Source organism: Acidovorax sp. BL-A-41-H1, from assembly GCF_051942715.1.
This window is the reverse complement of sequence record NZ_JBPVJQ010000005.1, coordinates 16,753-40,410: the sequence shown is the minus strand read 5'-3', so window position 1 is coordinate 40,410 and position 23,658 is coordinate 16,753. Positions and strand designations below refer to the sequence as shown.

Sequence of the window (23,658 nt, the reverse complement as noted above, 5' to 3'; positions counted from 1 at the left end):
TTTCCTGAAATGCCCAGGTGGCGGAATTGGTAGACGCACTAGTTTCAGGTACTAGCGAGTAACATCGTGGAGGTTCGAGTCCTCTCCTGGGCACCAAGTTTAACGAGAACCCATCGTGGTTTTCACAAATATCCCGGCCGCTGTCTTTTGACCGCGGCTTTTTTGTTTCCGGAGGTCTCGACGGTGAACTGCATGCTCGAAGACGAACTCGGGCGCATCATAAAAATTCGTTCAAATTCTCCGGAGCCCGAAATTCCTGTCCTATAATTCGAGGCTGAACTGAAAGCCCAGGTGGCGGAATTGGTAGACGCACTAGTTTCAGGTACTAGCGAGTAACATCGTGGAGGTTCGAGTCCTCTCCTGGGCACCAAACATTAAAAAGCCGCTGCACCCGCAGCGGCTTTTTTGTTTTGGCGAGTCCATGGCCGTGCGCGCAGTATTCATGCGCTGTCTGTCTGCAGATGATCTACGCCACACCTACCAGACTGCAAAAAACAAAGCGCCCATTCGGGCGCTTGTTTTTGATACAAGAGCCAGCCAACTATTTGCGCAGGAGCACCTTGAGCGCATTCTGAAGACGCCGGGCGTTGCTGGCATCGCTGGCGCTGGCCAGCACGCGCGCAGCATCCTGCCCCCAGGTCTGGGCCGGTGCAGGATCGTTGCGGCGCGTGAGCAACTGCAACTGCAGCATGCGTCGTGCCGAGATGTGCTCAGCGGGCGTCGGTGCATCAGCCGCCATCTCCAGGCGCAGCAGCGCTTCAGCGGCATCAGCCTTCGGCGGTGACGACAGCGCCTGGGTCCAGGCGGCGCGCACGGCAGGTGTCACGCCCGAGCCCAGCTCCTGCGTACCGGGCACCTGCGAAGGATCGCGCTTTTCCCAAGCCGTCAGCAGCTGGGTGAGCGCTTCGCCATGGGCCTGCGCGGCAAGCTTCTTCAAGGCCAGTTGCGCGTGCTCCATGGCGTCGCGCTGCGCGCGGAATGCCGTATCGCCCAGACGTGGACCGCGGTCTTCAAACGCTGGACGGTCCCCGAAACGGCCACCCCGGTCAGGACGATCGCCCGTGCGGCTGTCGGGGCGCGCGCCCCGTCCAGCATCGCGGTCGGCTGGCCGGCCATCGCGGCGCTCGCCCGGACGGGCGCCACGGCCTGCCGGCGCAGGCGCGTCTTTCTTCATGCCGGGGCGGTCATCTCCGCGAACGGCCACCACGGGACGGCTTGGCTTGGGTGCTGGTGCTGGTGCGGCTGCAGGCGTACTTTCGGTAGATCCATCATCAACTGCCGCAGCTGCATCAACACCCTCGGCAGGGGCCTCAGCCGGCTTGGCATCACCAGCTGCAGCAACAGCTTGCTGTTCGTCGCGGCGCGCCGTGGCCACTGCCTCGGCTGCCTGGGCCTGCCCGCGCAAGGCCGCCTCCAGGGCCTGCATGGCCGTACGAATCTGCTGCGCATCGCCCGATGCGTTGGCCGCTTCAAGGGCTTTGGAAGCCTCCAGCACCACCTTGTCGCGCGCACTCAGTTCAGTCACCGCACGGTCACGGTCCGCAGATTTGCGGTTGAACGCCTCGTCGATGGGCTTGCGGAAAGCATCCCACAGCTTTTGCTCGTGCTTGCGGTCCAGCGGAACCGTTTGCGCCTCTCCCTGCCAGCGCTGCTGGAGCGCCTTGACGGCATCGATGCGCAGCATGGGTGCCGCGCCCAAGGCTACGGCCTCGTCGATCATTGCATGTCGGCGGGCCAGGCTTTCCTTCTGGGCGGCTTCAAATGGCGCGGCCGCAGCGCTGATCGCCTGCTTCCACAAGGGTTGCAGTTCGGCAAAAATCTTTTCGCCGACGTGTCCACCTTCGCGCCAGCGGTCGCCAAACTGGTGCAGGGCCCGGTTGATGCCCTTCCAGTCGCCCGACGCTGCGTGCGCCTGGGCCCATGCCTTGACTTCTTCGATCAGCGCCAGGCGCTGGGTCTTGTGCTCGGCTGCCTCGGCGCGAATCCTGTCAAGCCAGGCTTCGACGACCTTGTGCGCCGCATTGCAGGCCTCGTCAAACTTTTTCCAGAGGGCATGATTGGGCGCGCCGCCCTGATCTGCCTTCTTCCACTGTTCGCGCAGGCTCCGCAGGGTTTCCTGCATCTTGCGGCCGCCCAATGCCTGGCCGTCAGGGCGGTTCAGCAGCGCTTCGGCCTTGGCAACAAGTTCCTCGCGCACCTGGTCTGCGCCCCAGCGCTGCCAGCCTTCCAGCTCGCCTGCCGCCACCAACGCGGCGTGTACCTGGTGCTCCAGGGCTTGGTCGATGTTCTTGCCGTGCTGCTTGAGCACGGCGCGCAGAGCCGCTGCAGCGCCAACGCTGGCCTTGCCATGGCCTTCTTCAGTTTCACGCTCCAGGGTGGCAAGCGCTTCACGCACCGCTTGCATGGATTTCTCGACCGCCTCCGGGGACACCCGTGGTTTTGGCACGCGCGCAGGCTTGCCTGTAGCAGCCTCGGCGCCAGCATTGCTACCAGCTTCTGGCGGCAGTCCACGCGCGGCGCGCAGCTCATCGGCCCAGACGGGTACGGGTGGCAAAGGCGCGCTGGCGTCTTCTGCAGCAAGCACAGCCTGGGCTACTGCAGGCTGGAAAGCATCCCAGACCACGAGAAGCTGCACGCGCGATGCATCCAGCAACGGCGGAAAACGCGCATCCACGCTCGCCCAGCTGCCATCGCTGGCCAGCTCGTCCGCCTGCTGCTGCCAGCGGGCTACGTCGGCGCCCAGCATTTCCAGCGCGGCCTGCGCATCGCGCCAGGGCTTTGTCGACAGGACTTCAATACGCTGCGCAAGGAGCACAGCCGCCTCGCGCTGGACCTGAACGCGGTGCTGCAAGTCTTCGATCACCTTGACGCGATCCGCCAGCTGAACCTTGAGCTGCGAGAGCGGCTCACGCGACAGCGGTGCTCCAGCCTTGGCGGCATCGCGCTGCCACGCAAGCGCATCTGCAATGTTGAGCTTGGGTGCGGCCAGCAATGCCTGGGCCTTGTCGGCCCACTCGGCGGCGATCACCTCCTGCCCCTTGGCACGGCGGATCTCATCAAGACGCTCGCGCACGGCACGGGCAGCCCCCTTGTCGCGGCCGCTGAACTCCTTGAACACTTCCTGCAGCTGATCGAGGCCAGGCTGTGTCGCCAGCCAGTCCCGGATGCGCGAGGCACGCTCGCCAGAAGTGGCGGCTGAAAAGGCGCCTCCGGTCAAAGCATCCAGCGGATGCGGCTCGTGGGATTTGGCCGGAGCCGGATTCACTTCGGGAGCGTCAGACATTTTGTTGCGGGAGAGAAAGGGAAACATGGATCCAAGGGAATAGCAAATGGGCCAGATCAGAAGGCGTCTGGCGCCCACCTGACCGCCGTATTCACGGGCGTCCAGGCTGAAAAATCAAAGCCACCAAGCCCAGAGGGCCGGAACTGGCCAACGGGCCCGACTGCAGCTGCAGAGCAAACACATCGCGACGCGCTTGCCATGCCTGGCGAGCAAAAACGGGACGGGGGCACCCTGCATTATCTATATATATGCGGATCGCCCCAGCGTGCCGGGCAGCCACGCTTGGCGGCACGTTCATGATTCGTCTTGCGGGCAAACTTACCAGACTAAAAAACATCGCAAAGTGTGCGGTCATCCCGGCTAGCTATGCCATCCCTTCGATGACGGTTTCGTATATTTCGCCCGGACACATGCAACCCGAAAGATCAAGCACTCGGCCAGAAACAAGAAAGCCCGGTGGACATGCGATGCACATCTACCGGGCTTGACGGCTGACACAACGGTCTTTGCCATCTGCCGCAGTCCGGAGGGTAAAAGTCCGGCTGCGCGGAGGCAAGGGATTGCCTCCTTGGGGTGCCATTGCATCAGGTGCTGCTGCGTCGCCGCACTGAATGCCGGGACGGGAGCACCTTATCAATGACGTCGCCTGATCAACAGGCCCCTGCACCTTAACAAAACAGCGCGAACGGGGCCAAGGTAATTTTTCAATCGCCCACGGCGCCCCGATTGCTCCCCGCCCCTTACGCCGCTCGCCCCAAGCGACGAACCCGAACAGGATGGTCTAACTCATTTTTATATTACCACAATGCATATCAAATTACATTGATAGTGTTGACTGTGCATTAAGACACCTCCTAGAATCCGCCAGCCCTGCGACGGGCCAGTAGAAACCCCAATCGCTGCCGACCCCACCGGCTAATTCAAACGAGGTTGCAAGCACGCCATCGACGTGCCGCCTGCAGTTTTGATGGCGTACCAATCCAGGCTTTTCGCCCACCCTGGCGGCCTCACAGGCCGCACAGGGATGAGGGCGCGGCCTCAGAAAGGAGAGCTATGACAGCGTCAGGAACCATACTTCGCGGTTTCCGCACCTTCGCCACCGACGTGGTGGAAGGATTTATTGAGATCACCCACAACAGCTTCGCGCTGATCGGCCTCGCCGTGGCGTTTGTCGTGATCATGCTGACGGCCCGTGACGACTTGCGTCAGGCCGGGGAAGAACGGTTGATGACCTGGCTGCGGGAGCGGCAGGTGGAGCTGGTCGGCATGCCGATCGAGCCCGAAGCCAGCGGCCGGGCTACCGCCGCCAACCCGAAGGATTTGCCCAAGCAGCAGGCCGCAGTGGCCTTCTGGCTAAGCAAGAAGTACCGCGTGGCGGCCGAGCCGCTGAGCGTGCTGGTTGCCGAGGCGTACGAGATCGGCGCTCGCTCCAAGATTGATCCCACCCTGATTCTGGCGATCATGGCTGTGGAATCGAGCTTCAACCCGTTCGCACAGAGCGCTGTCGGCGCACAAGGGTTGATGCAGGTGATGACCACGGTGCACACCGAAAAGTACGATAACTTCGGTGGCCACTTCGCCGCCTTTGACCCCGTGACCAATCTCCGCGTCGGCGTGAAGGTACTGCAGGAATGCATCGCCCGGGCCGGCTCGGTGGAAGGTGGACTGCGGTACTACGTGGGCGCAGCCAACAATCCGGATGACGGAGGCTACGTAGCAAAGGTGATGGCGGAGCACTTCCGCCTGCTCCAGGTGGCGGGCGGCCGTAGCGTACCGCTGTCCCCACCACCGACACTGTCTACCCAGGCGCCACAGCAAACCGTGCCCGCATCGATACCCGCCGCGGCACCGGCAACGCCCGCGGCCGCTAGCGACAAGGTTGCTCTGCTCGAGGCTTCGTAGGCCTGTCATATACAAGCCCGACGTCCAAGGCTCACGGTTTGGATCGCGCTGAATGAGCCGCCTCGGCTACACTTGTGGGGTACGCGACTGGCGATAGGCGCTATGCCCTGGGGGCATTGCCGCTGACGTGGAAACCGGCAAGAACCTGCTTCTTGCAAACCACTGGGGAGCGTGCCGCGAAGGTGTAAAGCCTTCGCGTTCAGCCGTTCGCCTGGGCAGCCCTTGTTTCAAGGGACACAAGTTCATAGGACTGCCACATCATGTACGACCGCTCCATTCTTGTCGAACAGACCGACCCCGAGCTTTTTGCTGCCATCCAGGCTGAAAACGCCCGGCAGGAACACCACATCGAGCTGATCGCCAGCGAAAACTATGCCTCCCCCGCCGTGATGTGGGCCCAGGGCACCCAGCTCACCAACAAGTACGCAGAAGGCTACCCGGGCAAGCGCTACTACGGCGGCTGCGAGCACGTCGACGTGGCCGAGCAGCTGGCCATCGACCGGGTCAAGAAGATCTTTGGCGCAGACGCCGCCAACGTGCAGCCGCATTGCGGTGCTTCGGCCAACGAAGCTGTATTCCTTGCCTTCATCAAGCCCGGCGACACCATCATGGGCATGAGCCTTGCCGAAGGCGGGCACCTCACGCATGGCATGCCGCTGAACATGTCGGGCAAGTGGTTCAACGTGGTCTCGTACGGCCTGGATGCCAATGAAGCCATCGACTACGACGCGATGGAAAAGAAGGCGCATGAGACAAAGCCCAAGCTGATCATCGCGGGTGCATCGGCCTACAGCCTGCACATCGACTTTGCCCGCTTCGCCAAGGTGGCAAAGGACGTTGGCGCGATCTTCATGGTAGACATGGCCCACTATGCAGGCCTGATCGCAGCCGGTGTGTACCCCAACCCCGTCCCCCACGCGGACGTGGTCACATCCACCACGCACAAGAGCCTGCGCGGTCCCCGTGGCGGCATCATCCTGATGAAGGCCGAGCACGAAAAGGCCATCAACAGCGCAATCTTCCCCGGCCTGCAAGGCGGCCCGCTGATGCACGTGATTGCAGCCAAGGCTGTCGCCTTCAAGGAAGCACTGCAACCCGAGTTCAAGGCCTACCAGGAACAGGTGGTCAAGAACGCCAAGGTAGTGGCAGAGACGCTGACTGCCCGCGGCCTGCGGATCGTCAGTGGCGGCACGCAAAGCCACGTGATGCTGGTGGACCTGCGCGCCAAGGGCATCACTGGCAAGGAAGCCGAGGCCGTGCTGGGCGCAGCCCACATGACCATCAACAAGAACGCGATCCCCAACGACCCCGAAAAGCCGATGGTGACCAGCGGCGTGCGCATTGGCACCCCCGCCATGACCACGCGCGGCTTCAAGGAAGAGGAAGCGCGCATCACGGCCAACCTGATTGCTGACGTGCTGGACAACCCGCGCGACGAGGCCAACATCGCCGCCGTGCGCGAGAAGGTCAACGCGCTGACCGCTCGCTTCCCCGTCTATCGCTAAGTTGGGCATACGCACATGAAATGCCCCTTCTGCGGACACCTGGAGACGCAAGTCGTCGAAACACGGGTTTCCGAAGACGGGGTGTTCATCAGGCGCCGCCGTCAATGCGGCGCGTGTGACAAGCGCTTCACAACATACGAACGGCCGGAAGTGAACTTCCCGGCCATCGTGAAGAAGGACGGCCGACGGATCGAGTACGAGCGCGCCAAGCTGATGGCGTCCTTCAATCTGGCGCTGCGCAAGCGTCCGGTGAGTACGGAGCAGATTGACGGCGCGATTGAGCGCATCGAGGAAAAGCTGCTCAATCTGGGCCAGCGCGAAGTCCTTTCCAGCCGCATCGGCGAACTGGTGATGCGCGAGCTGAAAAAACTGGACAAGGTGGCCTACATCCGCTTTGCCAGCGTGTACCGGAGCTTCGAGGACATCGATGACTTCCGGGCGATGGTGGACGAGGTACGCAAGTAGAGCGAGCCTGCCTTTCCGGAGCGGGAGCGGCGTTCAGCCAACCCGGGACACGACTACAGCCAAGCTGAGTTGCCCTCGTCTGAGCGCAAAAATCCTATGCCAAGCCCTGGCATCGCATCTGCGGCCAATGGCCGACAATGCGGGGGTGAAAACCCGCCATTTCCTGCAGCTGATGCTGCTCTCGGCCCTGTGGGGCGCTTCCTTCCTCTTCATCCGCATTGCCAGCCCCGTCCTGGGGCCGAACGTGATGGCTGCCTTGCGGATTGCACTGGCAACGCTCACCCTGATGGCCATCATGCGCCTGGCCAACGAACGCTGGCCCTGGCGCCATTGGCGCGAATTGGTGGGCCTAGGCACGCTCACCGTTGCGGTGCCTTTCCTGCTCTATGCGTGGGCCGCGTTGCATCTGCCGGCGGGCTACAGCTCGCTGCTCAACACCATGGCGGTACCGTTCGGTGTGATTGCTGCTGCGTGGATGAAGGAAGACACGCTGACTGCCACCAAGGCGTTGGGTTGCCTTTGCGGGTTCGCCGGGGTTGCCTTGATCGTCCAGCTGGGCCCCGTCGAGCCTACGCCCTCACTGCTGCTTGCAGCCCTCGCCAGCGTGGTGGCTGCCGCCTGCTACGGCGTGTCCACCACATGGATGAAGCGCGCCACCACACGCATGTCCCCGCTTTCCATTGCCGCTGGCATCCACGCTGCGGCGCTGATATTGCTGACGCCCGGTGCAGCCTGGAGCTTGCCAGACGCCCGCTTCACACCCGGCGCGCTCGCAGCCGTGGCCGTGATGGGGATTGTCACGTCGGGGTTCGCGTACTGGCTGAACCTGCGCGTGCTCGCCGAGGTACCCCCGGTGGCCACCATGAGCTCGGCGTTCATGATCCCGTTGTTCGGGGTGGCCTGGGGCCACATCTTCCTGGGGGAAACGCTGGGCCCGGGCATGTTCTGGGGCGGCGCGCTGGTGCTGGCCGCCACCGGCCTGGTCACCGGCTTCAACCCCCTGAAGTGGCTATCGATCCTCAGGGCGAAAACAGACTAAAACCCTGAGCGAGGTGTCCCATTGCAGTGATATCGAGTTGACGCGGCCCTGGCGCACTTGGTCGCAGACGCCACGTATACCAGCCGCGGACAGTGGCAATTAACTCAAACGTCGGAAAAGCTCGCACCCCGTCAACGGCGGCAGCTCATGCCGCACCCTGTCAGAGAAACGAAGCCTGAATGGGCGGAACCGCGCTGGTCACGTCGGCACACTGCGCTCGGTGGCGCAGGGCATGGTCCATCACCACCAGCGCCAGCAGCGCCTCGGCGATGGGCGCCGCACGGATGCCCACGCAGGGGTCGTGGCGACCTTTGGTGATGACCTCGGCGCTGTTGCCGTGGATGTCGATGGACGCCCGGGGGCTGATGATGGAGCTCGTCGGCTTGATGGCAATGCTGACCTCGATGTCCTGCCCGGTGCTGATCCCGCCGAGCACGCCACCTGCGTTGTTGGTCTCGAATCCGCCGGGTGTCATCGAGTCGCCATGCGTGGTACCACGCTGCGCCACGCTGGCAAAGCCGGCGCCAATCTCCACACCCTTGACGGCATTGAGCCCCATCATTGCGTAGGCGATGTCGGCATCGAGCTTGTCGTACAGCGGTTCGCCCAGCCCCACCGGCACGCCCGTCGCCTGCACGCGGATGCGTGCGCCGCAGGAGTCGCCAGCCTTACGCAGCGCGTCCATATAGTCCTCGTACTGCGCCACGTCTGCCACAGGCGCAAAGAAGGGGTTGGAGCGAACGTGGTCCCAGCTCTCGAAGGGAATCGCGAGTTCGCCGAGCTGCGTCATGCAGGCGCGGAACTGCACACCGTAGCGCTGGGCCAGCCACTTCTTGGCCACGGCGCCGGCAGCTACCGTGGGCGCCGTCAACCGGGCAGACGAACGGCCACCGCCGCGCGGGTCGCGGATGCCGTATTTGTGCCAGTAGGTGTAGTCAGCGTGCCCGGGGCGAAAGCTCTCGGCAATGTTGCTGTAGTCCTTGCTGCGCTGATCGGTGTTGCGGATCAGGAGCGCGATGGGCGTACCCGTGGTCTTGCCCTCGTACACGCCGGACAGGATCTCCACCGCGTCGGGTTCGTTGCGCTGCGTCACGTGGCGGCTGGTACCGGGCCGGCGGCGATCCAGGTCGGCCTGGATGTCTGATTCCGCGAGCGGCATGCCGGGCGGGCACCCGTCGATCACGCAGCCTATCGCCGGGCCATGGGATTCACCGAAGTTGGTGACTGCAAACAGGGTGCCAAAGGTGTTTCCGCTCATTGCACGATTATCCCAGAGCCACGAGGCAGCCTACCCGGCAAAAGCCTCTTGGCACGGTTACAGGCTGTTGCTAGCATCTGTCCAAGACCATCTGGGAGATGCATGCCCGCTTTTGACCTGCCCAACGCTGCCGCACCGGGGCCCGGCTCGCCCGTCACGCATGCAACGTTGCAGGTGGAAGCCATGCGCAACGCGCTGGATGCCAGCGACAACGCCATCGTCATGAGCAACAGCGAACGGCGGGTGGTGTATGTCAACGCCGGATTCACGCGGCTCTTCGGTTATCCAGCCGCAGACGTTGTAGGCAAGCGGCTGAGCGAAACGCTCTTTGACGCACGCGCCGAGCCCGGCATCCTCGACCACATCCGGAACACCCTCAGCGCCGACGGCAAGGTTCGGGTCGAGACCCTGCTCTACGGCCAGACTGGTCAGCCGCGATGGGTTTCCATGGTGATCAATTCCTCGGACGCGGGGGCAGGAGGCACGGGTGGCACCATCACGGTGCTGACCGACATCACGCTGACAAAGATGCACGAAGTGCTGCAAAAGCGTGTGCTCGAAGGCATGGTGAACGAGCTTCCCTTGCCCGATCTCATGATGCTGGTGTGCAAGGAGGTCGAGCGGATCGCCCCGGAAGTCACGGCGTCCATCCTGGCAGTGGACGATACGGGCTGCCTGCGGCCGCTGGCCGCACCCGGTCTTTCGCCCGAGATCTGCGCGCAGCTTGATGGCGTCGCTATTGGTCCGAGCGTAGGGTCGTGCGGGACAGCCGCCTTCAGGGGCCAGCCTGTGCTCGTCACCGACATCGCCACGGACCCGCTGTGGGCGAACTACCGCGAACTCTTCGCGTCCACCGGTTTCAAAGCGTGCTGGTCCAGCCCCATCGTCGATCACAGGGGCAAGGTCATCGGCACCTTCGCCTTCTACTTTCGCGAAAACCGCGAACCCAACGCGCTGCACAAGCGGCTGGTCGAGGTCGGGCTTCACCTTTGCGCACTGGCGATCGAGCGCGCCGCTGCCGCTGCGCGCATCCACCAACTGGCCTTTTTTGACGCACTTACGGGGCTGCCCAACCGTTCAATGCTGCGCAGCAGCGCGGGCCGCGCGCTGGAACACCTGAACCAGGACAACCGCCCCGGAGCCTTGCTCTTCATCAACCTCGACCGTTTCAAGCAGGTCAATGAGACGCTGGGCCATGCCGCGGGCGATGCCCTGCTGTGCGAGGTGGCCACACGACTGACGCAAGCATTGCGGGCCCGGGACCTCATCGGACGGCTCTCCGGGGATGAATTTGCCCTGCTGCTTTCGGAATGCGCCACGGTCGACGCGGTCCACGCAGCGCAGCGCATCCTGGATGACCTGGCTCGCCCAATGCATCTGCCGGGCCACGAATACATGGCCCAGGCATCGGTCGGCATCGCGATGTACCCGGAAGACGGCACGACGATCGACACCCTGCTGCGCCACGCCGACCAGGCGATGAATCAGGCCAAAAGCGAACAGCGGCACAGCCTGCAACTCTTCAGCCCCGAAATGAACCGCCGCGCGCAGGAGCGCGCGCGGCTGGAGCGCGACCTGCGGCACGCGCTGGCCGAGGGGAGCCTGACGCTGCACTACCAGCCGCAGGTGCTCAGCACATCGCCCCGCACCCTCCATGGTGTGGAGGCGCTGGCCCGCTGGAACCACCCCGAGCGCGGCGTGGTACCGCCCGGCGAGTTCATTCCGGTGGCCGAAGAAGCCGGGCTGATTCATGAGCTGACCCTCTGGGTGCTGCAAGAAACCTGCAGCCAGCTGAACCGCTGGCGAGCTGCCGGAAAAAGCGTGCCCACCGTGGCCGTCAATCTGTCGGGCCGTAACTTTCACCACCCGGAGTTTGCCCAGCAGATCAGCGATACGCTGCAGCGCCACCACCTGCACCCGGGCGACCTGATGCTGGAGATCACCGAAAGCGTGATGATGGACGCGCGGCCCGAGACACGCGCAAATATTGCGGCCCTGCACAACAGGGGTTTCAAACTTTCACTGGATGACTTCGGCACCGGCTATTCCAGCCTCAGCTACCTGCACCGCCTGCCCATCGCCGAGCTCAAGCTGGACATGGCGTTTGTGCGCGACCTCACCACCAGCCCCACCGCACGCGCGCTCACGGTGTCGGTACTGAGCATTGCGCACAGCCTTGAGATGGTGGTGGTTGCTGAAGGCGTGGAAACGCCCGGGCAGCAGCAGTGGCTGCAAGCGCACGGATGCCCGGTCATGCAGGGCTACCTGTTCGGACGCCCCATGCCAGCCAACGAGATTGAAGCCTGGCTGGATGCAGCGGGCCACTCGGGTCGCTGACTGCCAGAAAGGGATCAGGTCGCTGACCTGGCGGGAGGGCAAAGCGCTGACGATCCAGCGAAAACCATCCTGAAAACAATCGCTCAGCCGCGCGGATCGTCTTCAGGCCAGTCACGGATGTAGGCCTTGAGCATCTTGTTCTCGAAGTTCTGGCTGTCCACCACGGCCTTGGCCACGTCGTAGAAGCTGATCACGCCCATGAGCATCTTGCGGTCCATCACCGGCATGTAGCGCGCATGGCGGTCCAGCATCATGCGGCGCACCTCGTCCATGTCGGTTTCCATGGTGCAGGTCAGGGGCGCGTCGTCCATGGCCGTGCGGACCAGCATGGTGCCCACGCTGCCACCGTTCTTCACCAGTGCCTGGATGACCTCGCGGAAGGTGAGCATGCCCACCAGGTCACCGTGCTCCATCACCACCAGCGATCCAATGTCGCGCTCGGCCATCAGGTCCACCGCGCCGGCCAGCGGCTCGTCCGGCTGGACGGTGTACAGGGTGTTCCCCTTGACGCGAAGGATGTCGCTGACTTTCATGGTGCTGAGTCTCCGAGATGGCCCGTGCAACGCAGGGTGCGTTGCACCAATATGGCGGCAAATATAGCCCACAATGCCCCGCTGACCAGACAACATGGGAGACACAACGATGCCCGGTTACTCCGACCCCGGCTTTGATACGCTGGCCCTGCACGCAGGCGCTGCGCCCGACCCCGCCACCGGCGCTCGCGCCGTGCCCATCCACCTCACAACGTCGTTCGTCTTCGAGTCGAGCGACCACGCCGCTGCCCTCTTCAACCTGGAGCGCGGCGGCCATGTGTACAGCCGCATCAGCAACCCCACCAACGCCGTGCTGGAGCAGCGCGTGGCGGCGCTGGAAGGAGGCGTGGGATCCATCGCGACGGCCAGCGGCCAGGCCGCGCTGCACCTGGCCATTGCCACGCTGATGGGCGCAGGCAGCCACATCGTGGCCAGCACTGCGCTGTACGGCGGCTCGCAAAACCTGCTGCATTACACGCTGTCGCGCTTCGGCATCGAGACCACGTTTGTGAGGCCCGGCGACATCGACGCCTGGCGCGCCGCAGTACGCCCCAACACCAAGCTGTTTTTCGGCGAAACCGTGGGCAACCCGGGGCTGGATGTGCTGGACATCCCCACCGTGAGCGCGATTGCGCACGACGCAGGTGTGCCGCTGCTGGTGGACTCCACCCTCACCTCGCCCTGGCTGATCAAGCCGTTTGAACATGGCGCGGATCTGGTCTACCACTCGGCCACCAAGTTCCTGTCGGGCCACGGCACCGTGGTGGGCGGCATCGTGGTGGATGGCGGCAGCTTTGACTGGGACGGACCGAAGTCAGCAGGCAAGTTTGCCGAGCTGACGCAGCCCTACGACGGCTTTCACAACATGGTGTTTGCCGAAGAGAGCACCGTAGGCGCCTTCCTGCTGCGGGCGCGCCGCGAAGGCCTGCGCGACTTTGGCGCCTGCATGAGCCCGCACACCGCCTGGCTCATCCTGCAGGGCATCGAAACCCTGCCCCTGCGCATGGAACGCCATGTGCGCAACACCGAAAAAGTGGTCGAGTTTCTGGCTGCCCAGCCGTTTGTATCGCGCGTGGGGCATCCCATGCTGGAATCACACCCCAGCCATGTGCTGGCGAAAAAGCTGCTGCCACGCGGCGCGGGTTCGGTGTTCAGCTTTGACCTCAAGGGCAACCGCGAGCAGGGCAAAAAGTTCATCGAAGCCCTCAAGGTCTTCAGCCACCTGGCCAATGTGGGCGACTGCCGCAGTCTGGTGATCCACCCGGCGAGCACCACGCACTTTCGCATGAGTGACGAGGCTCTTGCAGGCGCTGGCATCACGCAGGGCACCATCCGCCTGTCCATCGGGCTGGAGGATGCCGACGACCTGATCGACGACCTCAAGCGTGCCCTGAAAGCGGCCGAGAAGGCGGGAGCGTGACCATGTACATCGAAGTCAACGGAGCGCCGGTCTACTGCTACACCGGCGGCAAGGCGTTTGACGCCGCCAAGCCCACGGTCGTGTTCATCCACGGCGTGCTCAACGACCACAGCGTGTGGGCCTTGCAAACGCGCTACATGGCAAGCCACGGCTGGAACGTGCTGGCCATCGACCTGCCCGGGCACTGCCGCAGCGGCGGCAACGCCCCCGCCACGGTGGAAGAAGGTGCAGATTTCGTCGGTGCCCTGCTGGATGCCGCAGGCGTGCAGCGCGCAGCGTTGGTGGGCCACAGCTGGGGCTCGCTGATCGCCATGGAAGCCGCGGCACGGCTGGGCGATCGCATCACGCACCTGGTGCTGGTGGGCACCGCGTTTCCGATGAAGGTATCGCCCTCGCTCATCGAGGCCTCTGCCGCCGACCCCGAAAAGGCCATGCGCATGGTCAACGTGTTCTCGCGCAGCACGCTGGCGGCCCCGCCTTCGGCGCTGGGGCCCGGCACCTGGGTGTTTGGCGCGGGCATGGCGCTGGGGCGCAAGGTGCTGCGCAGCAACCCGGCGGTCAATGTGTTCCAGCGCGGCTTCATCGCCTGCGACAGCTACGCCAACGGCGAGGCCGCCATGGCACAGCTTGCCTGCCCGGTGCTGTTTGCACTGGGCACACACGACCAGATGACGCCGCCCAAAGCCGCGCAGGGCCTCATCAAGGCAGCGCGCGCTGCTGGCAAAACCGTCGAGGTGGTCCATCTGCCGGTCGGCCACAACCAGATGACGGAAGCGCCAGAGGAGACACTGGCGGCGCTGCGCGGCTTTCTGGCGCGGTAGCAAGCGCCCTCGCTGGCCCGCCCTGGACCGCTGAGAGCGACGGTTTGCGGCAGGGGATGGCATCAGGCGGTGCTGTGTCGGCAAGGCGACTGTGCGCTGCGCTGCCGGGCTTCACACTGGAGTTCAAGCGCCCGCATACGCCCGTTAGCCCCACGCTGGCAGGCGCCAGAGGCACGCTACCGACTGGAGACCCCATGGACATCGCTACGCCCACCACCGACCCGCGCACCTTCAAGACCTTTGCGGAGTTCTACCCCTTCTACCTGACCGAACACAGCAACCGCACCTGCCGCCGGCTGCACTTTGCGGGCTCCACGCTGAGCCTTTTATGCCTGGCGATGCTGGTGGCCACGGGCAAGCCGCAGTACCTGCTGTACGGGCTGCTGTGCGGTTATGGGTTTGCGTGGGTGGGGCACTTCGGGTTTGAAAAGAACAAGCCCGCCAGCTTCAAGCGCCCGCTGTACAGCTTCATGGGCGACTGGAGGATGTACGCAGACATCTGGACGGGAAAAGTTTCGCTCTGAGGTGCCATTTCTGGTCAAAACGGCTCAGGGTCCAGCCTTTATCTGCCCTGATTGCTATCAATTTTGATTGCACAGGCGGCTGTGCGCCATATTCACCCGGCGTTGCACGCGCCTGCAAAGCCACGCCCGTCTGGCATCCACGCGCCCGGCTGACAGCCGTGTGGACCGGCAGCGTGCCTCAGCGCGTTCGCAACACGTCGGCCAGATGCAGTGCGTCCATCCCGGCCCTGTGCCACAGAGGCTCCAGCGCCTCCGAGCGCTCCAGCAGAAGGCGCTGCAGCAGCGGCGCCAGCAGCGTGCGTTCCGGGTCCACCAGCAGCACATAGCGCGACTCGGGCACATCCGACATGGTCACCGCAGCATCGGTCACCTGGCCCGCCCAGTCCAGCGCCGTGAGCGCCTCCAGCGCAGGCTGCAATTGCAGCGCATCCACGCCCAGCCGCTGTGCCAGCTGGCTGGGGCGCAGGCCCGTGCCGCCATCGGCGCGGGTACGGTGCAGGGCCTGCAGCACCTCCACCGCCAGCTGAAAATTCCACCCTGCCACGGTCCCGCGGCGGGCCACTCCGGCGAGCAGGCTGGGCAGGTAAGCCGTCACCACCGCCCCCAGCAGCACGATGACCCACGCCACGTAGATCCAGACCAGCAGGATGGGGAGCGTGGCAAACGCGCCGTACACCACTGAATACGTGGGTACTTGCGCCAGGTACAGCGCCAGCACCTTCTTGGCCAGCTCGATGCACACCGCCACGAAAAAACCGCCAGACCAAGCGTGCCGCCACTTGACTGGCGTGTTGGGCACATAGTGGTACAGCGCTGCCATGCCCCCGGCCAGCACAATGAACTGCACCGAATCAAACAGCAGCTTCACGCCATCGGGCACCCGCTGCACCAGACCGCCCGAGGCTGACAGCACATACGACGTGACCGCCAGGCTGGCGCCCAGCAGCAGTGGCCCCAGCGTAACGGCTGCCCAGTAGATCAGCACGCGCTGGCCCAGCGGGCGCAGCCGCTGCACGCGCCAGATGCCATTGAGGGTGCGGTCGATGGTGAGGATGAGCGCCAGCGCCGTGATCAGCAAAACGCTGAAGCCCACCACGCCCAGGCCGCTGGCCTTGGCCGCAAACTGCGTGAGGTAGCCCAGCACCTGGCGCGAGATGCTGTCGGGCACCAGGCTGTCTACCAGCCAGCGCTGCAGCAGCACCTGAAGCTTGCTGAAGATGGGAAACGCGGTGAAGATGGCCAGCGCCACCGCAAAAAAGGGCACCAGCCCTAGCATGGTGGTGAAAGTGAGGCTGCTGGCCGTCAGCCCCAGGCGGTCCTCGCGGAAGCGCTCGCGCAGCGTGAGGGCGGTGGTCTTCCACGGAAAGTGCGACAGCTCGGTCAGCAGCGCTTCCAGCCGCGCCGCCGCCTTTTGGACTATCTCGTTCATGCTGCGGGCATCCTTGCCGCGCACTGCCCTGCCCTGCCAGCGCGCAACAACCACCGCTGCCCATTCCGCGGTACGGGCCCCTCATGCACGCACAGGGCCGCACACCGCAAGCAGTGGTCAACGGAAACAAAGGGCAAAGGCATGGCCGATATGATGCCACCCCAATGACTGCGCCCACCTCTGCCCCTGCTCCCCTTGTCGTGCACGTAACTGCGAGCAACGCCGTTTCAGCCACCCGCTGGGTGGCGACTGGCAGCCTTCTGGCACTGATTGCGCTGTGCCTGGCGTGGGAGCTGCTGCTGGCACCGCTGCGCCCCGGTGGCACATGGCTGGCGCTGAAGGCGCTGCCGCTCTGCATTCCGCTCGCAGGCATCTTGAAGAACCGCATGTACACCTACCGCTGGGTTAGCCTGGTGATCTGGCTGTACTTCACCGAAGGCGTCGTGCGTGGCTGGAGCGACCCCGCCCCGTCGCAATGGCTGGCATGGGTCGAGGTGTTGCTGTGCCTGGTGCTGTTTACCGCCTGCACGCTGCATGTGCGCCTGCGCCAGCGCAACGCGCGCGAGGCCGCTGCCCTGGCCGAGGCGCAGGCACCGCAGCAACCCATAGCCGCAGCGGCGCCCGACGCAGGCCCGGCTGCCTGACGGCACACGCTGCGCTTCCCCTGAACGAACACCGACCGTCTCCATGCCCACCACCCTGCTCGAAACATTGCGCTCCATCGTTGGACCCACTCATGTGATCACCGAAGGCGACATGACGGCTTGGGAGCAGGACTGGCGCCGCCGCGTGCGCGGCAAGGCGCTGGCCGTGGTGCGGCCCGGCAACACGACCGAGGTGGCGGCGGTGGTCAAGGCCTGCGCTGCCGCCGGCACGGCCATCGTGCCGCAGGGCGGCAACACCGGGCTGGCCGTGGGCTCCACGCCTGACGCATCGGGCACGCAGATCGTGCTGAGCCTTGCGCGCATGAACGCCGTGCGCAATGTCGATACCGCCAACCTGACCATGACGGTCGAAGCTGGCTGCATCCTGCAGACCCTGCAGGAAGTGGCGCGCAACGCGGGCCTGCTGTTCCCGCTGTCGCTGGCGGCCGAAGGCAGCTGCACCATTGGCGGCAACCTGGGCACCAATGCCGGTGGCACGCAAGTGGTGCGCTACGGCAACACGCGCGACCTGTGCCTGGGGCTCGAAGTCGTCACCGCACAGGGCGAGGTGTGGAGCGGCCTCAAGGGCCTGCGCAAGGACAACACCGGTTACGACCTGCGCGACCTGTTCATCGGCAGCGAAGGCACGCTGGGCATCATCACCGCCGCCAGCATGAAGCTCCACCCGCAGCCTGCAGCCAAGCTCACCGCCTGGGCCGCCGTACCGTCGATGGAGCACGCCGTACAGCTGCTGGGCATGGCCCACAAGCAGCTGGGCGCGGGCCTCACGGGGTTTGAGGTGATGGGCCAGTTTGCGCTGAGCCTGGTAGGCAAACACATGCCGCAGCTGCGCGTGCCGTTCCTGGGTGACGAGACAGCTGCCTGGTGCGTGCTGCTCGAAAACTCCGACAGCGAATCCGAAGAACACGCGCGCGGCCGGTTTGAAGCGCTGCTCGAATCCGCCTTTGAAGCCGGCTGCGTGACCGACGCGGTGGTGGCCGAGAACCTGACCCAGGCGCAACAGCTGTGGCACATCCGCGAGAGCATTCCGCTCGCGCAGGCCGAAGAAGGCCTGAACATCAAGAACGATATCTCCATCCCCATCTCGCGCATCCCTGCATTTGTGGCGCACACCGACGCGCTGCTGCAAAGCCAGATCCCGGGCGTGCGCCTGGTCAACTTCGGGCACCTGGGCGATGGCAACCTGCACTACAACGTGCAGGCCCCTGCTGAAGGCGATGCCAAGGCCTTCTTGCGCGACTACGAGGCGCAGGTCAACCACCTGGTCTATGAAGCCGTGGCCGAGTTTGGCGGCTCGTTCTCGGCCGAGCATGGCATTGGCGAACTCAAGGCCGACAAGCTGGAGAAGTACCAGTCGCCGGTCGCGCTGTCGATGATGCACGCCATCAAGAACGCGCTGGACCCGCAGGGGATCATGAATCCGGGGCGGGTGCTGCGGTCGGCATAGCGAGACTCCCCGGACGCTGCTGTGGCGTGCACACGGTTTCGAAGCCGCAGCATATGCTATTTCTTTCATAGCACCAGAGTCAATCAATTAATGCGCTAGCAGTCTTTTTGGCTGCAGTTGTGCTGCGCTCCAGCTCCGAACGTCGCCCAAGCCCTCAAAGCCGCTTGCACATCGGTTGCGCCTGCAGCCCCGCCCAGGTCTGTACGGCGCCAGTGGGCTCATAGCCGTGGTGGCGGTAAAACGCCTCCGCTGTGCGCGTGCGTTCCAGCACCACCACGCTGATGCCGGCAGCCCTTGCACCGTCTTCAGCGGCGGCCAGCAAGGCACTGCCTGCGCCCTGGTGCAGCGCATCAGGCACCACGTAGCACAGGGCCAGCTTGTCTTGCATGAGCAGCGCAATGCCCACCATCACAGCATCCTCACCTGCGTTAGCGTCCGTGGCTGCATGAGCCTCGGCGCCAGCTCCACCCTGCGCGCCCCGACAGGAGCCCCGGTAAGCCCCCCAGGCCATGGCATGCGGCGCAGCAATCCATGCGGCGAGGTGGTCTGCTGTCTTATTGGCCAGCCAGGCGGCTAGCACGGCCGGGTCATGGTGATGGTCCAAAGCACAGCAGTGGATGATGGACTGGCGAACCACTTCGCAGGCCCGCGCTGCCGCAGGGGCTTGCAAGCGGCGCACTTCTACGGGCGGTGGAACGGCGTGTCTGGCATGGCCTGGATTTCAACACGCCCCGCTGCGCACCTATGCAGCAGAGCCGCGTACAGCGTTGCTTAACGAGCCCACGCAGCTCCATCGCCCGCAGTCCCAACGCATCGCATGTCCGCTTTCAGCGCGACGCCAGCACCCGTTCTGCAGAGACTGGGCGCCTGGTTTCAACGCAACCTCTGCACAACCCACTGAAAGGACAACCCATGCATGCATTGACCGACAAAGTAGCCATCATCACCGGAGCGAGCTCGGGCATCGGGCGCGCGGCCGCCCTGCTGTTCGCGCGCAACGGCGCGCGCGTCATCGCAGGCGCACGGCGCCAAGCCGAGCTTGACAACCTGGTCGCACAGATCCGCGCAGCGGGCGGCCTGGCCTACAGCGTAGTGGGCGACGTACGCGACGAATCATTTGCCCAGCGCTTGGTACAGCGGGCCATCGAGCAGTTTGGCGGGCTGGACATTGCGTTCAACAACGCCGGCATCACGGGCGAGATGGGGCCGACGCCCGGCATTTCTGCTGCCGGCTGGCAAGAGGCCATCGACACCAACCTGACCAGCGCCTTCTATGGCGCCAAGCACCAGATCCCCGCCATGCTGGAGAAGGGTCAGGGCTCCATCATCTTCACGTCCACCTTCGTGGGACACACGGTGGGCTTTCCCGGCGTGGCCGCCTATGCCGCCAGCAAATCGGGCCTGATCGGCCTGACCCAGGCCCTGGCCGCAGAGTGTGGCCCCAAGGGCGTACGTGTGAATGCCTTGCTTCCCGGCGGCACGCTCACCCCCATGGCACACACCATGAACGGCACTCCCGAGGCCTTGGCCCAGGTCGCAAGCCTGCACGCCTTGAAACGCCTGGCACAGCCCGACGAACTGGCCCAAGCCGCGCTGTACCTGGCGTCTGATGCGTCATCGTTCATGACCGGCGCGGCCATGCTGGTGGACGGAGGGATGTCGATCAACCGGACGTGAAGCGCGCAGGGAGCCTGGATGCAACGCGTGCCAGGCAGCTACCAAGGCTGTTCGCCGGCTCTCAGAAAACCAGGCTAACGATGCGTGGCGGTGGCGTTGATCGCCCACCGCTCATGGTCGCGCCAACGCCCGCCAATCTTGAGGTAATGGGGCGAGAACCCCTCCCTGCAAAATCCGCAGGCTTCCACCAACGCCAACGAGGTCTGGTTTGCGGGCTGAATGTTCGCTTCCAGGCGGTGCAGTTTGAGCACGCCAAACGCGTGCTTGACCACTGCCTGCAGCCCCTCACGCATCAACCCCTGGCCGTGATGCTCCGCGAATGCGTAGTACCCAAGGTACCCGCTTTGAAAACACCCCCGGACGATGTTGGTGATGTTGAACACCCCCACCGGCTCATCCGTAGCGCGCAGGCAGACCAGGTAGCCTTGATTGACGGGTAGTGCCATCGATTCAAGATACCTCCCGAACGCATCGGAAGTGCTGGGAGGAGAAACCCACGGACGATGGAACAGCTTGCTTCGCCGCACGGCACCGATAAATGCGAGCTCATCGGCCACTGCAGGTGAGCGGAGGTAAACGCGAGGTTTCATGAAAAGAAGCGTTGTCAGTTGCAATCTGGTACAGCCCTACCCAGATCAGCAAGTATCCAGATTGGGGAGCCGGTTCAAGGAACCTATTCAACCGCTTTCCGTGAGCGCCGCCAAACCAGCAGCGGCCAGGCCTACCAGCGCATAAAACGCAACCCCGACAAACAGAAGACCCGTCGGAGTCAACACCCGCTTGCCGTCACGTCGGAACGAGAGTGCACCCGCAGGCCCGTGCACGCGCCCCTCCGAGCCGTCCAGTGACTCAGCGCGCCAGCGGCCAAGACTTAAACGGGGCACCAGCCATTTGGCCGTCACCACCAGAACAAACTCGACTGCAGACCATAAAAGCACGGCAAGGGCATCCAGCATTTCGTCCGTCCAGTTATGACAACGCGTTATTGAACCAGCTTGCACGAACCAAAGAACAACCTTGAATGCCAGAAAAAAAGCTGGCAAACAATCGACCAGCAACGTCAATGCCGCCAACTGGACAGCGTGCAGCTAAGCCGTGTGCGCCAGATGATTTTGCGTCCACTCCACCGCTGCCTTCCACCCCGGCGGCATACAGCCCTGCTCCATCACGCACAGGCTTGCGCTGGCCAGTGCGTGGCGCAATGCCTGCCGGCACGCTTCGGCGGACAGCGTCTGAACGAACTCCGCCAAGCTGGCGGCGCCAGCGGACTGTGCCTGCCGTAGCAAATGCGCCAGCAACCCAGCCAGAAAACTGTCGCCCGCGCCCACGGTGTCCACCACCTGCAGGGGCTGCGCCTCCTTCGCAAAGCATTGCGTGCCGCTGCGGTGCAGCAGCCACGCGCCTTGTGCCCCCATGGTCAGGGCCAGCAGCTGGGCTGCAGGGTTGGCAACCAGAAGCTGGCGGGCGCGTGCCAGAGCGTCGGTGCCGGGCACCGCAAGGTGGTCCAGGTCTTCGTCGCTCACCTTGATGATGTGGGCCTGGGCCAGCGCGGCATGCACGGTGGCGCGGTAGGCCGCGAGGTCGGGCATCACCGAAGGGCGCAGGTTGGCATCAACCACCACGCAATGGCCTGCGGCGCGCTGGGCGGCCAGCCACGGCAGGTAGATGGCCGCGTCGCGTGCGTCCAGCGCCAGTGCGCCGGTGCAGACCAGCTGCAACCCGGGCAAGGCAGCGCAGGCCTCGCCCAGCAGCTGCGATGACACGGCGCGGTCGGCCACGCCCTCGCGATAGAAGGCGTAGTCGGGGTGACCGTGTGCATCGAGGTTGACCACTGCGAGGGACGTTACGGGCTGTACCGGCTCCGGCCGGGCCAGGTGCACGCCATCGGCCCGCAACTGCGCTGCCAGCTCGCGGCCAAAGCGGTCGCGCGACAAGGGGTTGAGGTACTGCGTGCCGATGCCCTGGCGGGCCAGCGCGCGGCACAGGTTGTAAAGGGCTCCGCCCAGGCAAGGCAGGTAGCTGCCGTCCGGCCGCCGGATGAGGTCGATGAGGGCCTCGCCAGCGATGGCGGCGTGAATGCCAGGGGCCGGTTGCAAAGACGGGACGGAAGCCTGGTCAACGTCGGTCATGGGGTGGTTCAAGAAAGTGTTGTTGGCGGGGGGGCACTCATGCCCGGGAGGGCTTTCCTTCCAGACCACCGCGTGTTGCGTGACCCGCACGGGCAGACCACCATTGAAAGCTATATAAATAATAGCATTCAGGGCATATGGAACCTGCGCCGAAGGTAGTTTTGACCAAGAAATTCGCCTTATCGGCCCCTGCATCAGGGTGCAAGGCGTCTCCATGCCGCGCCGCATAAAATGTCCGGCCCGGATCGGGGTACGCCCGCATCCGCTTCCTGCACCCCTTCGTCCGCCCGCATGCACCGGCTACATCCACCCGGTGCCCTTCTCCGCTTTTGCACACGCCATGACTGACGCAGCCCCCCTTGCCACCGCCCGCCCCGTGCGGTCCCAGTACGAAGACTTCATGCGCCATGTGTTCACGCATGGTGTGCAAAAGGCAGACCGCACCGGCACCGGCACGCGCAGCGTATTCGGCCACCAGATGCGGTTTGACCTGAAGGAAGGCTTTCCGCTGGTCACGACCAAGAAGGTGCACCTCAAATCGATCATCGTCGAGCTGCTGTGGTTTCTCACCGGGTCGAGCAGCAACCACTGGCTGAAAGAGCGCGGCGTGACCATCTGGGACGAGTGGGCGCGCGAGGACGGGGACCTGGGCCCGGTGTACGGCGTGCAGTGGCGCAGCTGGCCTACTCCGGATGGCGGGCACATCGACCAGATCAGCGACGTGATCCAGACCCTCAAGACCAACCCCGACTCGCGCCGCATCATCGTGAGCGCGTGGAACGTGGCCGAGCTGAACAAGATGGCGCTGATGCCCTGCCATGCGTTCTTCCAGTTCTATGTGGCGCCTGCGCAAGAACCCGGAGGGCGCGGCACGCTGAGCTGCCAGCTGTACCAGCGCAGCGCAGACATTTTTCTGGGCGTGCCCTTCAACATTGCCAGCTATGCGCTGCTCACCCACATGGTGGCCCAGCAGTGCGACCTGGACGTGGGCGACTTCATCTGGACGGGCGGCGACTGCCACATCTACAGCAACCATCATGAGCAGGTGCAGACCCAGCTGGCGCGTACGCCCTACCCCTACCCGGTGCTGAACATCAAGCGCAAGCCCGACAGCATCTTCGACTACCAGTACGAAGACTTTGAAGTGCTGGACTACCAGTGCCACCCGGCCATCAAGGCGCCCGTGGCGGTCTGACCTAACCCGCAGACCAGCGCCGGGCCACT

General features: G+C 64.4%; 20 protein-coding genes, 2 tRNA genes and 1 riboswitch. Of the genes, 14 read left to right on the top strand and 8 right to left on the bottom strand.

Annotated elements, in window-relative coordinates; translation table 11 throughout:
- Positions 1-11 precede the first annotated feature (11 nt).
- Positions 12-96: transfer RNA gene (locus ACTPOI_RS11325), tRNA-Leu, on the top strand.
- Positions 97-285: 189 nt separating this feature from the next.
- Positions 286-370, top strand: a tRNA-Leu gene (locus ACTPOI_RS11320).
- Between the two features lie 171 nt (positions 371-541).
- Here the strand turns inward: ACTPOI_RS11320 and ACTPOI_RS11315 are convergent.
- The gene (locus ACTPOI_RS11315; protein WP_440108847.1) at positions 542-3,310 is read right to left on the bottom strand and encodes a DUF349 domain-containing protein; all 2,769 of its coding nucleotides are present in this window, start codon (positions 3,308-3,310) and stop codon (positions 542-544) included.
- A gap of 1,026 nt (positions 3,311-4,336) precedes the next feature.
- Here ACTPOI_RS11315 and ACTPOI_RS11310 point away from each other — a divergent pair.
- The 4 genes from ACTPOI_RS11310 to ACTPOI_RS11295 all read left to right on the top strand — a co-directional run bounded on the left by ACTPOI_RS11310 (position 4,337) and on the right by ACTPOI_RS11295 (position 8,194).
- Positions 4,337-5,185, top strand: coding sequence for a transglycosylase SLT domain-containing protein (locus ACTPOI_RS11310; protein ID WP_440108845.1), 849 nt, complete (start codon positions 4,337-4,339; stop codon positions 5,183-5,185).
- A gap of 73 nt (positions 5,186-5,258) precedes the next feature.
- Positions 5,259-5,409, top strand: a riboswitch (ZMP/ZTP riboswitch).
- Between the two features lie 36 nt (positions 5,410-5,445).
- Positions 5,446-6,690, top strand: coding sequence for a serine hydroxymethyltransferase (gene glyA, locus ACTPOI_RS11305; RefSeq protein WP_440108843.1), 1,245 nt, complete (start codon positions 5,446-5,448; stop codon positions 6,688-6,690).
- A gap of 15 nt (positions 6,691-6,705) precedes the next feature.
- The gene (gene nrdR / locus ACTPOI_RS11300; RefSeq protein ID WP_069105351.1) at positions 6,706-7,155 is read left to right on the top strand and encodes a transcriptional regulator NrdR; all 450 of its coding nucleotides are present in this window, start codon (positions 6,706-6,708) and stop codon (positions 7,153-7,155) included.
- 145 nt (positions 7,156-7,300) lie between these two features.
- Positions 7,301-8,194, top strand: coding sequence for a DMT family transporter (locus ACTPOI_RS11295; RefSeq protein WP_440108841.1), 894 nt, complete (start codon positions 7,301-7,303; stop codon positions 8,192-8,194).
- A 160-nt stretch (positions 8,195-8,354) separates the two neighbouring features.
- On the opposite strand, the gene aroC is transcribed toward ACTPOI_RS11295, so the two are convergent.
- Positions 8,355-9,452 carry a chorismate synthase gene (gene aroC / locus ACTPOI_RS11290; RefSeq protein WP_440108839.1) on the bottom strand — a complete coding sequence of 366 codons (1,098 nt, stop codon included), beginning with the start codon at positions 9,450-9,452 and terminating at the stop codon, positions 8,355-8,357.
- Between the two features lie 183 nt (positions 9,453-9,635).
- Here aroC and ACTPOI_RS11285 point away from each other — a divergent pair, with 183 nt between their 5' ends.
- The gene (locus ACTPOI_RS11285) at positions 9,636-11,789 is read left to right on the top strand and encodes an EAL domain-containing protein (protein ID WP_440109463.1); all 2,154 of its coding nucleotides are present in this window, start codon (positions 9,636-9,638) and stop codon (positions 11,787-11,789) included.
- Positions 11,790-11,872: 83 nt separating this feature from the next.
- On the opposite strand, the gene ACTPOI_RS11280 is transcribed toward ACTPOI_RS11285, so the two are convergent.
- Positions 11,873-12,322 (bottom strand): CBS domain-containing protein, encoded by a 450-nt coding sequence (locus tag ACTPOI_RS11280; protein ID WP_440108837.1) that lies wholly within the window; start codon positions 12,320-12,322, stop codon positions 11,873-11,875.
- Positions 12,323-12,431: 109 nt separating this feature from the next.
- On the opposite strand from ACTPOI_RS11280, the gene ACTPOI_RS11275 reads away from it, so the two are divergent.
- The 3 genes from ACTPOI_RS11275 (at position 12,432) to ACTPOI_RS11265 (ending at position 15,087) form a co-directional block, all read left to right on the top strand.
- On the top strand, positions 12,432-13,742 hold the full coding sequence (locus ACTPOI_RS11275) for an O-acetylhomoserine aminocarboxypropyltransferase (protein WP_440108835.1): 1,311 nt from the start codon (positions 12,432-12,434) through the stop codon (positions 13,740-13,742).
- A 2-nt stretch (positions 13,743-13,744) separates the two neighbouring features.
- A complete protein-coding gene (locus ACTPOI_RS11270; protein WP_440108833.1) occupies positions 13,745-14,563 on the top strand; it encodes an alpha/beta fold hydrolase in 819 nt (272 codons plus the stop codon).
- 194 nt (positions 14,564-14,757) lie between these two features.
- On the top strand, positions 14,758-15,087 hold the full coding sequence (locus ACTPOI_RS11265) for an Mpo1-like protein (RefSeq protein WP_440108831.1): 330 nt from the start codon (positions 14,758-14,760) through the stop codon (positions 15,085-15,087).
- A 178-nt stretch (positions 15,088-15,265) separates the two neighbouring features.
- Here the strand turns inward: ACTPOI_RS11265 and ACTPOI_RS11260 are convergent, their stop codons facing one another.
- On the bottom strand, positions 15,266-16,516 hold the full coding sequence (locus ACTPOI_RS11260) for a YihY family inner membrane protein (RefSeq protein ID WP_440108829.1): 1,251 nt from the start codon (positions 16,514-16,516) through the stop codon (positions 15,266-15,268).
- A 164-nt stretch (positions 16,517-16,680) separates the two neighbouring features.
- Between ACTPOI_RS11260 and ACTPOI_RS11255 the strand changes: the two genes are divergently transcribed.
- Both ACTPOI_RS11255 and ACTPOI_RS11250 read left to right on the top strand, forming a co-directional pair.
- A complete protein-coding gene (locus ACTPOI_RS11255; protein ID WP_440108827.1) occupies positions 16,681-17,160 on the top strand; it encodes a DUF2069 domain-containing protein in 480 nt (159 codons plus the stop codon).
- Positions 17,161-17,203: 43 nt separating this feature from the next.
- Positions 17,204-18,628 carry an FAD-binding oxidoreductase gene (locus ACTPOI_RS11250; RefSeq protein WP_440108825.1) on the top strand — a complete coding sequence of 475 codons (1,425 nt, stop codon included), beginning with the start codon at positions 17,204-17,206 and terminating at the stop codon, positions 18,626-18,628.
- A 154-nt stretch (positions 18,629-18,782) separates the two neighbouring features.
- Here ACTPOI_RS11250 and ACTPOI_RS11245 read toward each other — a convergent pair whose 3' ends face one another.
- Positions 18,783-19,298, bottom strand: coding sequence for a GNAT family N-acetyltransferase (locus ACTPOI_RS11245; RefSeq protein ID WP_440108823.1), 516 nt, complete (start codon positions 19,296-19,298; stop codon positions 18,783-18,785).
- A gap of 242 nt (positions 19,299-19,540) precedes the next feature.
- Between ACTPOI_RS11245 and ACTPOI_RS11240 the strand changes: the two genes are divergently transcribed.
- A complete protein-coding gene (locus tag ACTPOI_RS11240) occupies positions 19,541-20,305 on the top strand; it encodes an SDR family oxidoreductase (protein WP_440108821.1) in 765 nt (254 codons plus the stop codon).
- Between the two features lie 74 nt (positions 20,306-20,379).
- Here the strand turns inward: ACTPOI_RS11240 and ACTPOI_RS11235 are convergent, their stop codons facing one another.
- The 3 genes from ACTPOI_RS11235 to ACTPOI_RS11225 all read right to left on the bottom strand — a co-directional run bounded on the left by ACTPOI_RS11235 (position 20,380) and on the right by ACTPOI_RS11225 (position 22,434).
- On the bottom strand, positions 20,380-20,895 hold the full coding sequence (locus ACTPOI_RS11235; protein WP_440108819.1) for a GNAT family N-acetyltransferase: 516 nt from the start codon (positions 20,893-20,895) through the stop codon (positions 20,380-20,382).
- An 87-nt stretch (positions 20,896-20,982) separates the two neighbouring features.
- A complete protein-coding gene (locus ACTPOI_RS11230; protein WP_440108817.1) occupies positions 20,983-21,369 on the bottom strand; it encodes a hypothetical protein in 387 nt (128 codons plus the stop codon).
- A 24-nt stretch (positions 21,370-21,393) separates the two neighbouring features.
- Positions 21,394-22,434: a PfkB family carbohydrate kinase gene (locus ACTPOI_RS11225; RefSeq protein WP_440108815.1), complete on the bottom strand. Its 1,041-nt coding sequence runs from the start codon at positions 22,432-22,434 to the stop codon at positions 21,394-21,396.
- Between the two features lie 340 nt (positions 22,435-22,774).
- On the opposite strand from ACTPOI_RS11225, the gene ACTPOI_RS11220 reads away from it, so the two are divergent.
- Complete coding sequence (locus tag ACTPOI_RS11220) at positions 22,775-23,629, top strand: thymidylate synthase (protein WP_440108813.1); 855 nt, start codon at positions 22,775-22,777, stop codon at positions 23,627-23,629.
- The last annotated feature ends 29 nt before the right edge of the window (positions 23,630-23,658 follow it).

Coding starts and splice junctions, on each gene's coding strand:
- ACTPOI_RS11265 (WP_440108831.1), top strand. CDS start 14,758: ATGGACATCGCTACGCCCACCACCGACCCGCGCACCTTCAAGACCTTT.
- ACTPOI_RS11285 (WP_440109463.1), top strand. CDS start 9,636: ATGCGCAACGCGCTGGATGCCAGCGACAACGCCATCGTCATGAGCAAC.
- ACTPOI_RS11240 (WP_440108821.1), top strand. CDS start 19,541: ATGCATGCATTGACCGACAAAGTAGCCATCATCACCGGAGCGAGCTCG.
- ACTPOI_RS11280 (WP_440108837.1), bottom strand. CDS start 12,322: ATGAAAGTCAGCGACATCCTTCGCGTCAAGGGGAACACCCTGTACACC.
- ACTPOI_RS11250 (WP_440108825.1), top strand. CDS start 17,204: ATGCCCACCACCCTGCTCGAAACATTGCGCTCCATCGTTGGACCCACT.
- ACTPOI_RS11275 (WP_440108835.1), top strand. CDS start 12,432: ATGCCCGGTTACTCCGACCCCGGCTTTGATACGCTGGCCCTGCACGCA.
- ACTPOI_RS11220 (WP_440108813.1), top strand. CDS start 22,775: ATGACTGACGCAGCCCCCCTTGCCACCGCCCGCCCCGTGCGGTCCCAG.
- nrdR (WP_069105351.1), top strand. CDS start 6,706: ATGAAATGCCCCTTCTGCGGACACCTGGAGACGCAAGTCGTCGAAACA.
- aroC (WP_440108839.1), bottom strand. CDS start 9,452: ATGAGCGGAAACACCTTTGGCACCCTGTTTGCAGTCACCAACTTCGGT.
- ACTPOI_RS11235 (WP_440108819.1), bottom strand. CDS start 20,895: ATGAAACCTCGCGTTTACCTCCGCTCACCTGCAGTGGCCGATGAGCTC.
- ACTPOI_RS11270 (WP_440108833.1), top strand. CDS start 13,745: ATGTACATCGAAGTCAACGGAGCGCCGGTCTACTGCTACACCGGCGGC.
- ACTPOI_RS11315 (WP_440108847.1), bottom strand. CDS start 3,310: ATGTTTCCCTTTCTCTCCCGCAACAAAATGTCTGACGCTCCCGAAGTG.
- ACTPOI_RS11260 (WP_440108829.1), bottom strand. CDS start 16,516: ATGAACGAGATAGTCCAAAAGGCGGCGGCGCGGCTGGAAGCGCTGCTG.
- ACTPOI_RS11310 (WP_440108845.1), top strand. CDS start 4,337: ATGACAGCGTCAGGAACCATACTTCGCGGTTTCCGCACCTTCGCCACC.
- glyA (WP_440108843.1), top strand. CDS start 5,446: ATGTACGACCGCTCCATTCTTGTCGAACAGACCGACCCCGAGCTTTTT.
- ACTPOI_RS11255 (WP_440108827.1), top strand. CDS start 16,681: ATGACTGCGCCCACCTCTGCCCCTGCTCCCCTTGTCGTGCACGTAACT.
- ACTPOI_RS11225 (WP_440108815.1), bottom strand. CDS start 22,434: ATGACCGACGTTGACCAGGCTTCCGTCCCGTCTTTGCAACCGGCCCCT.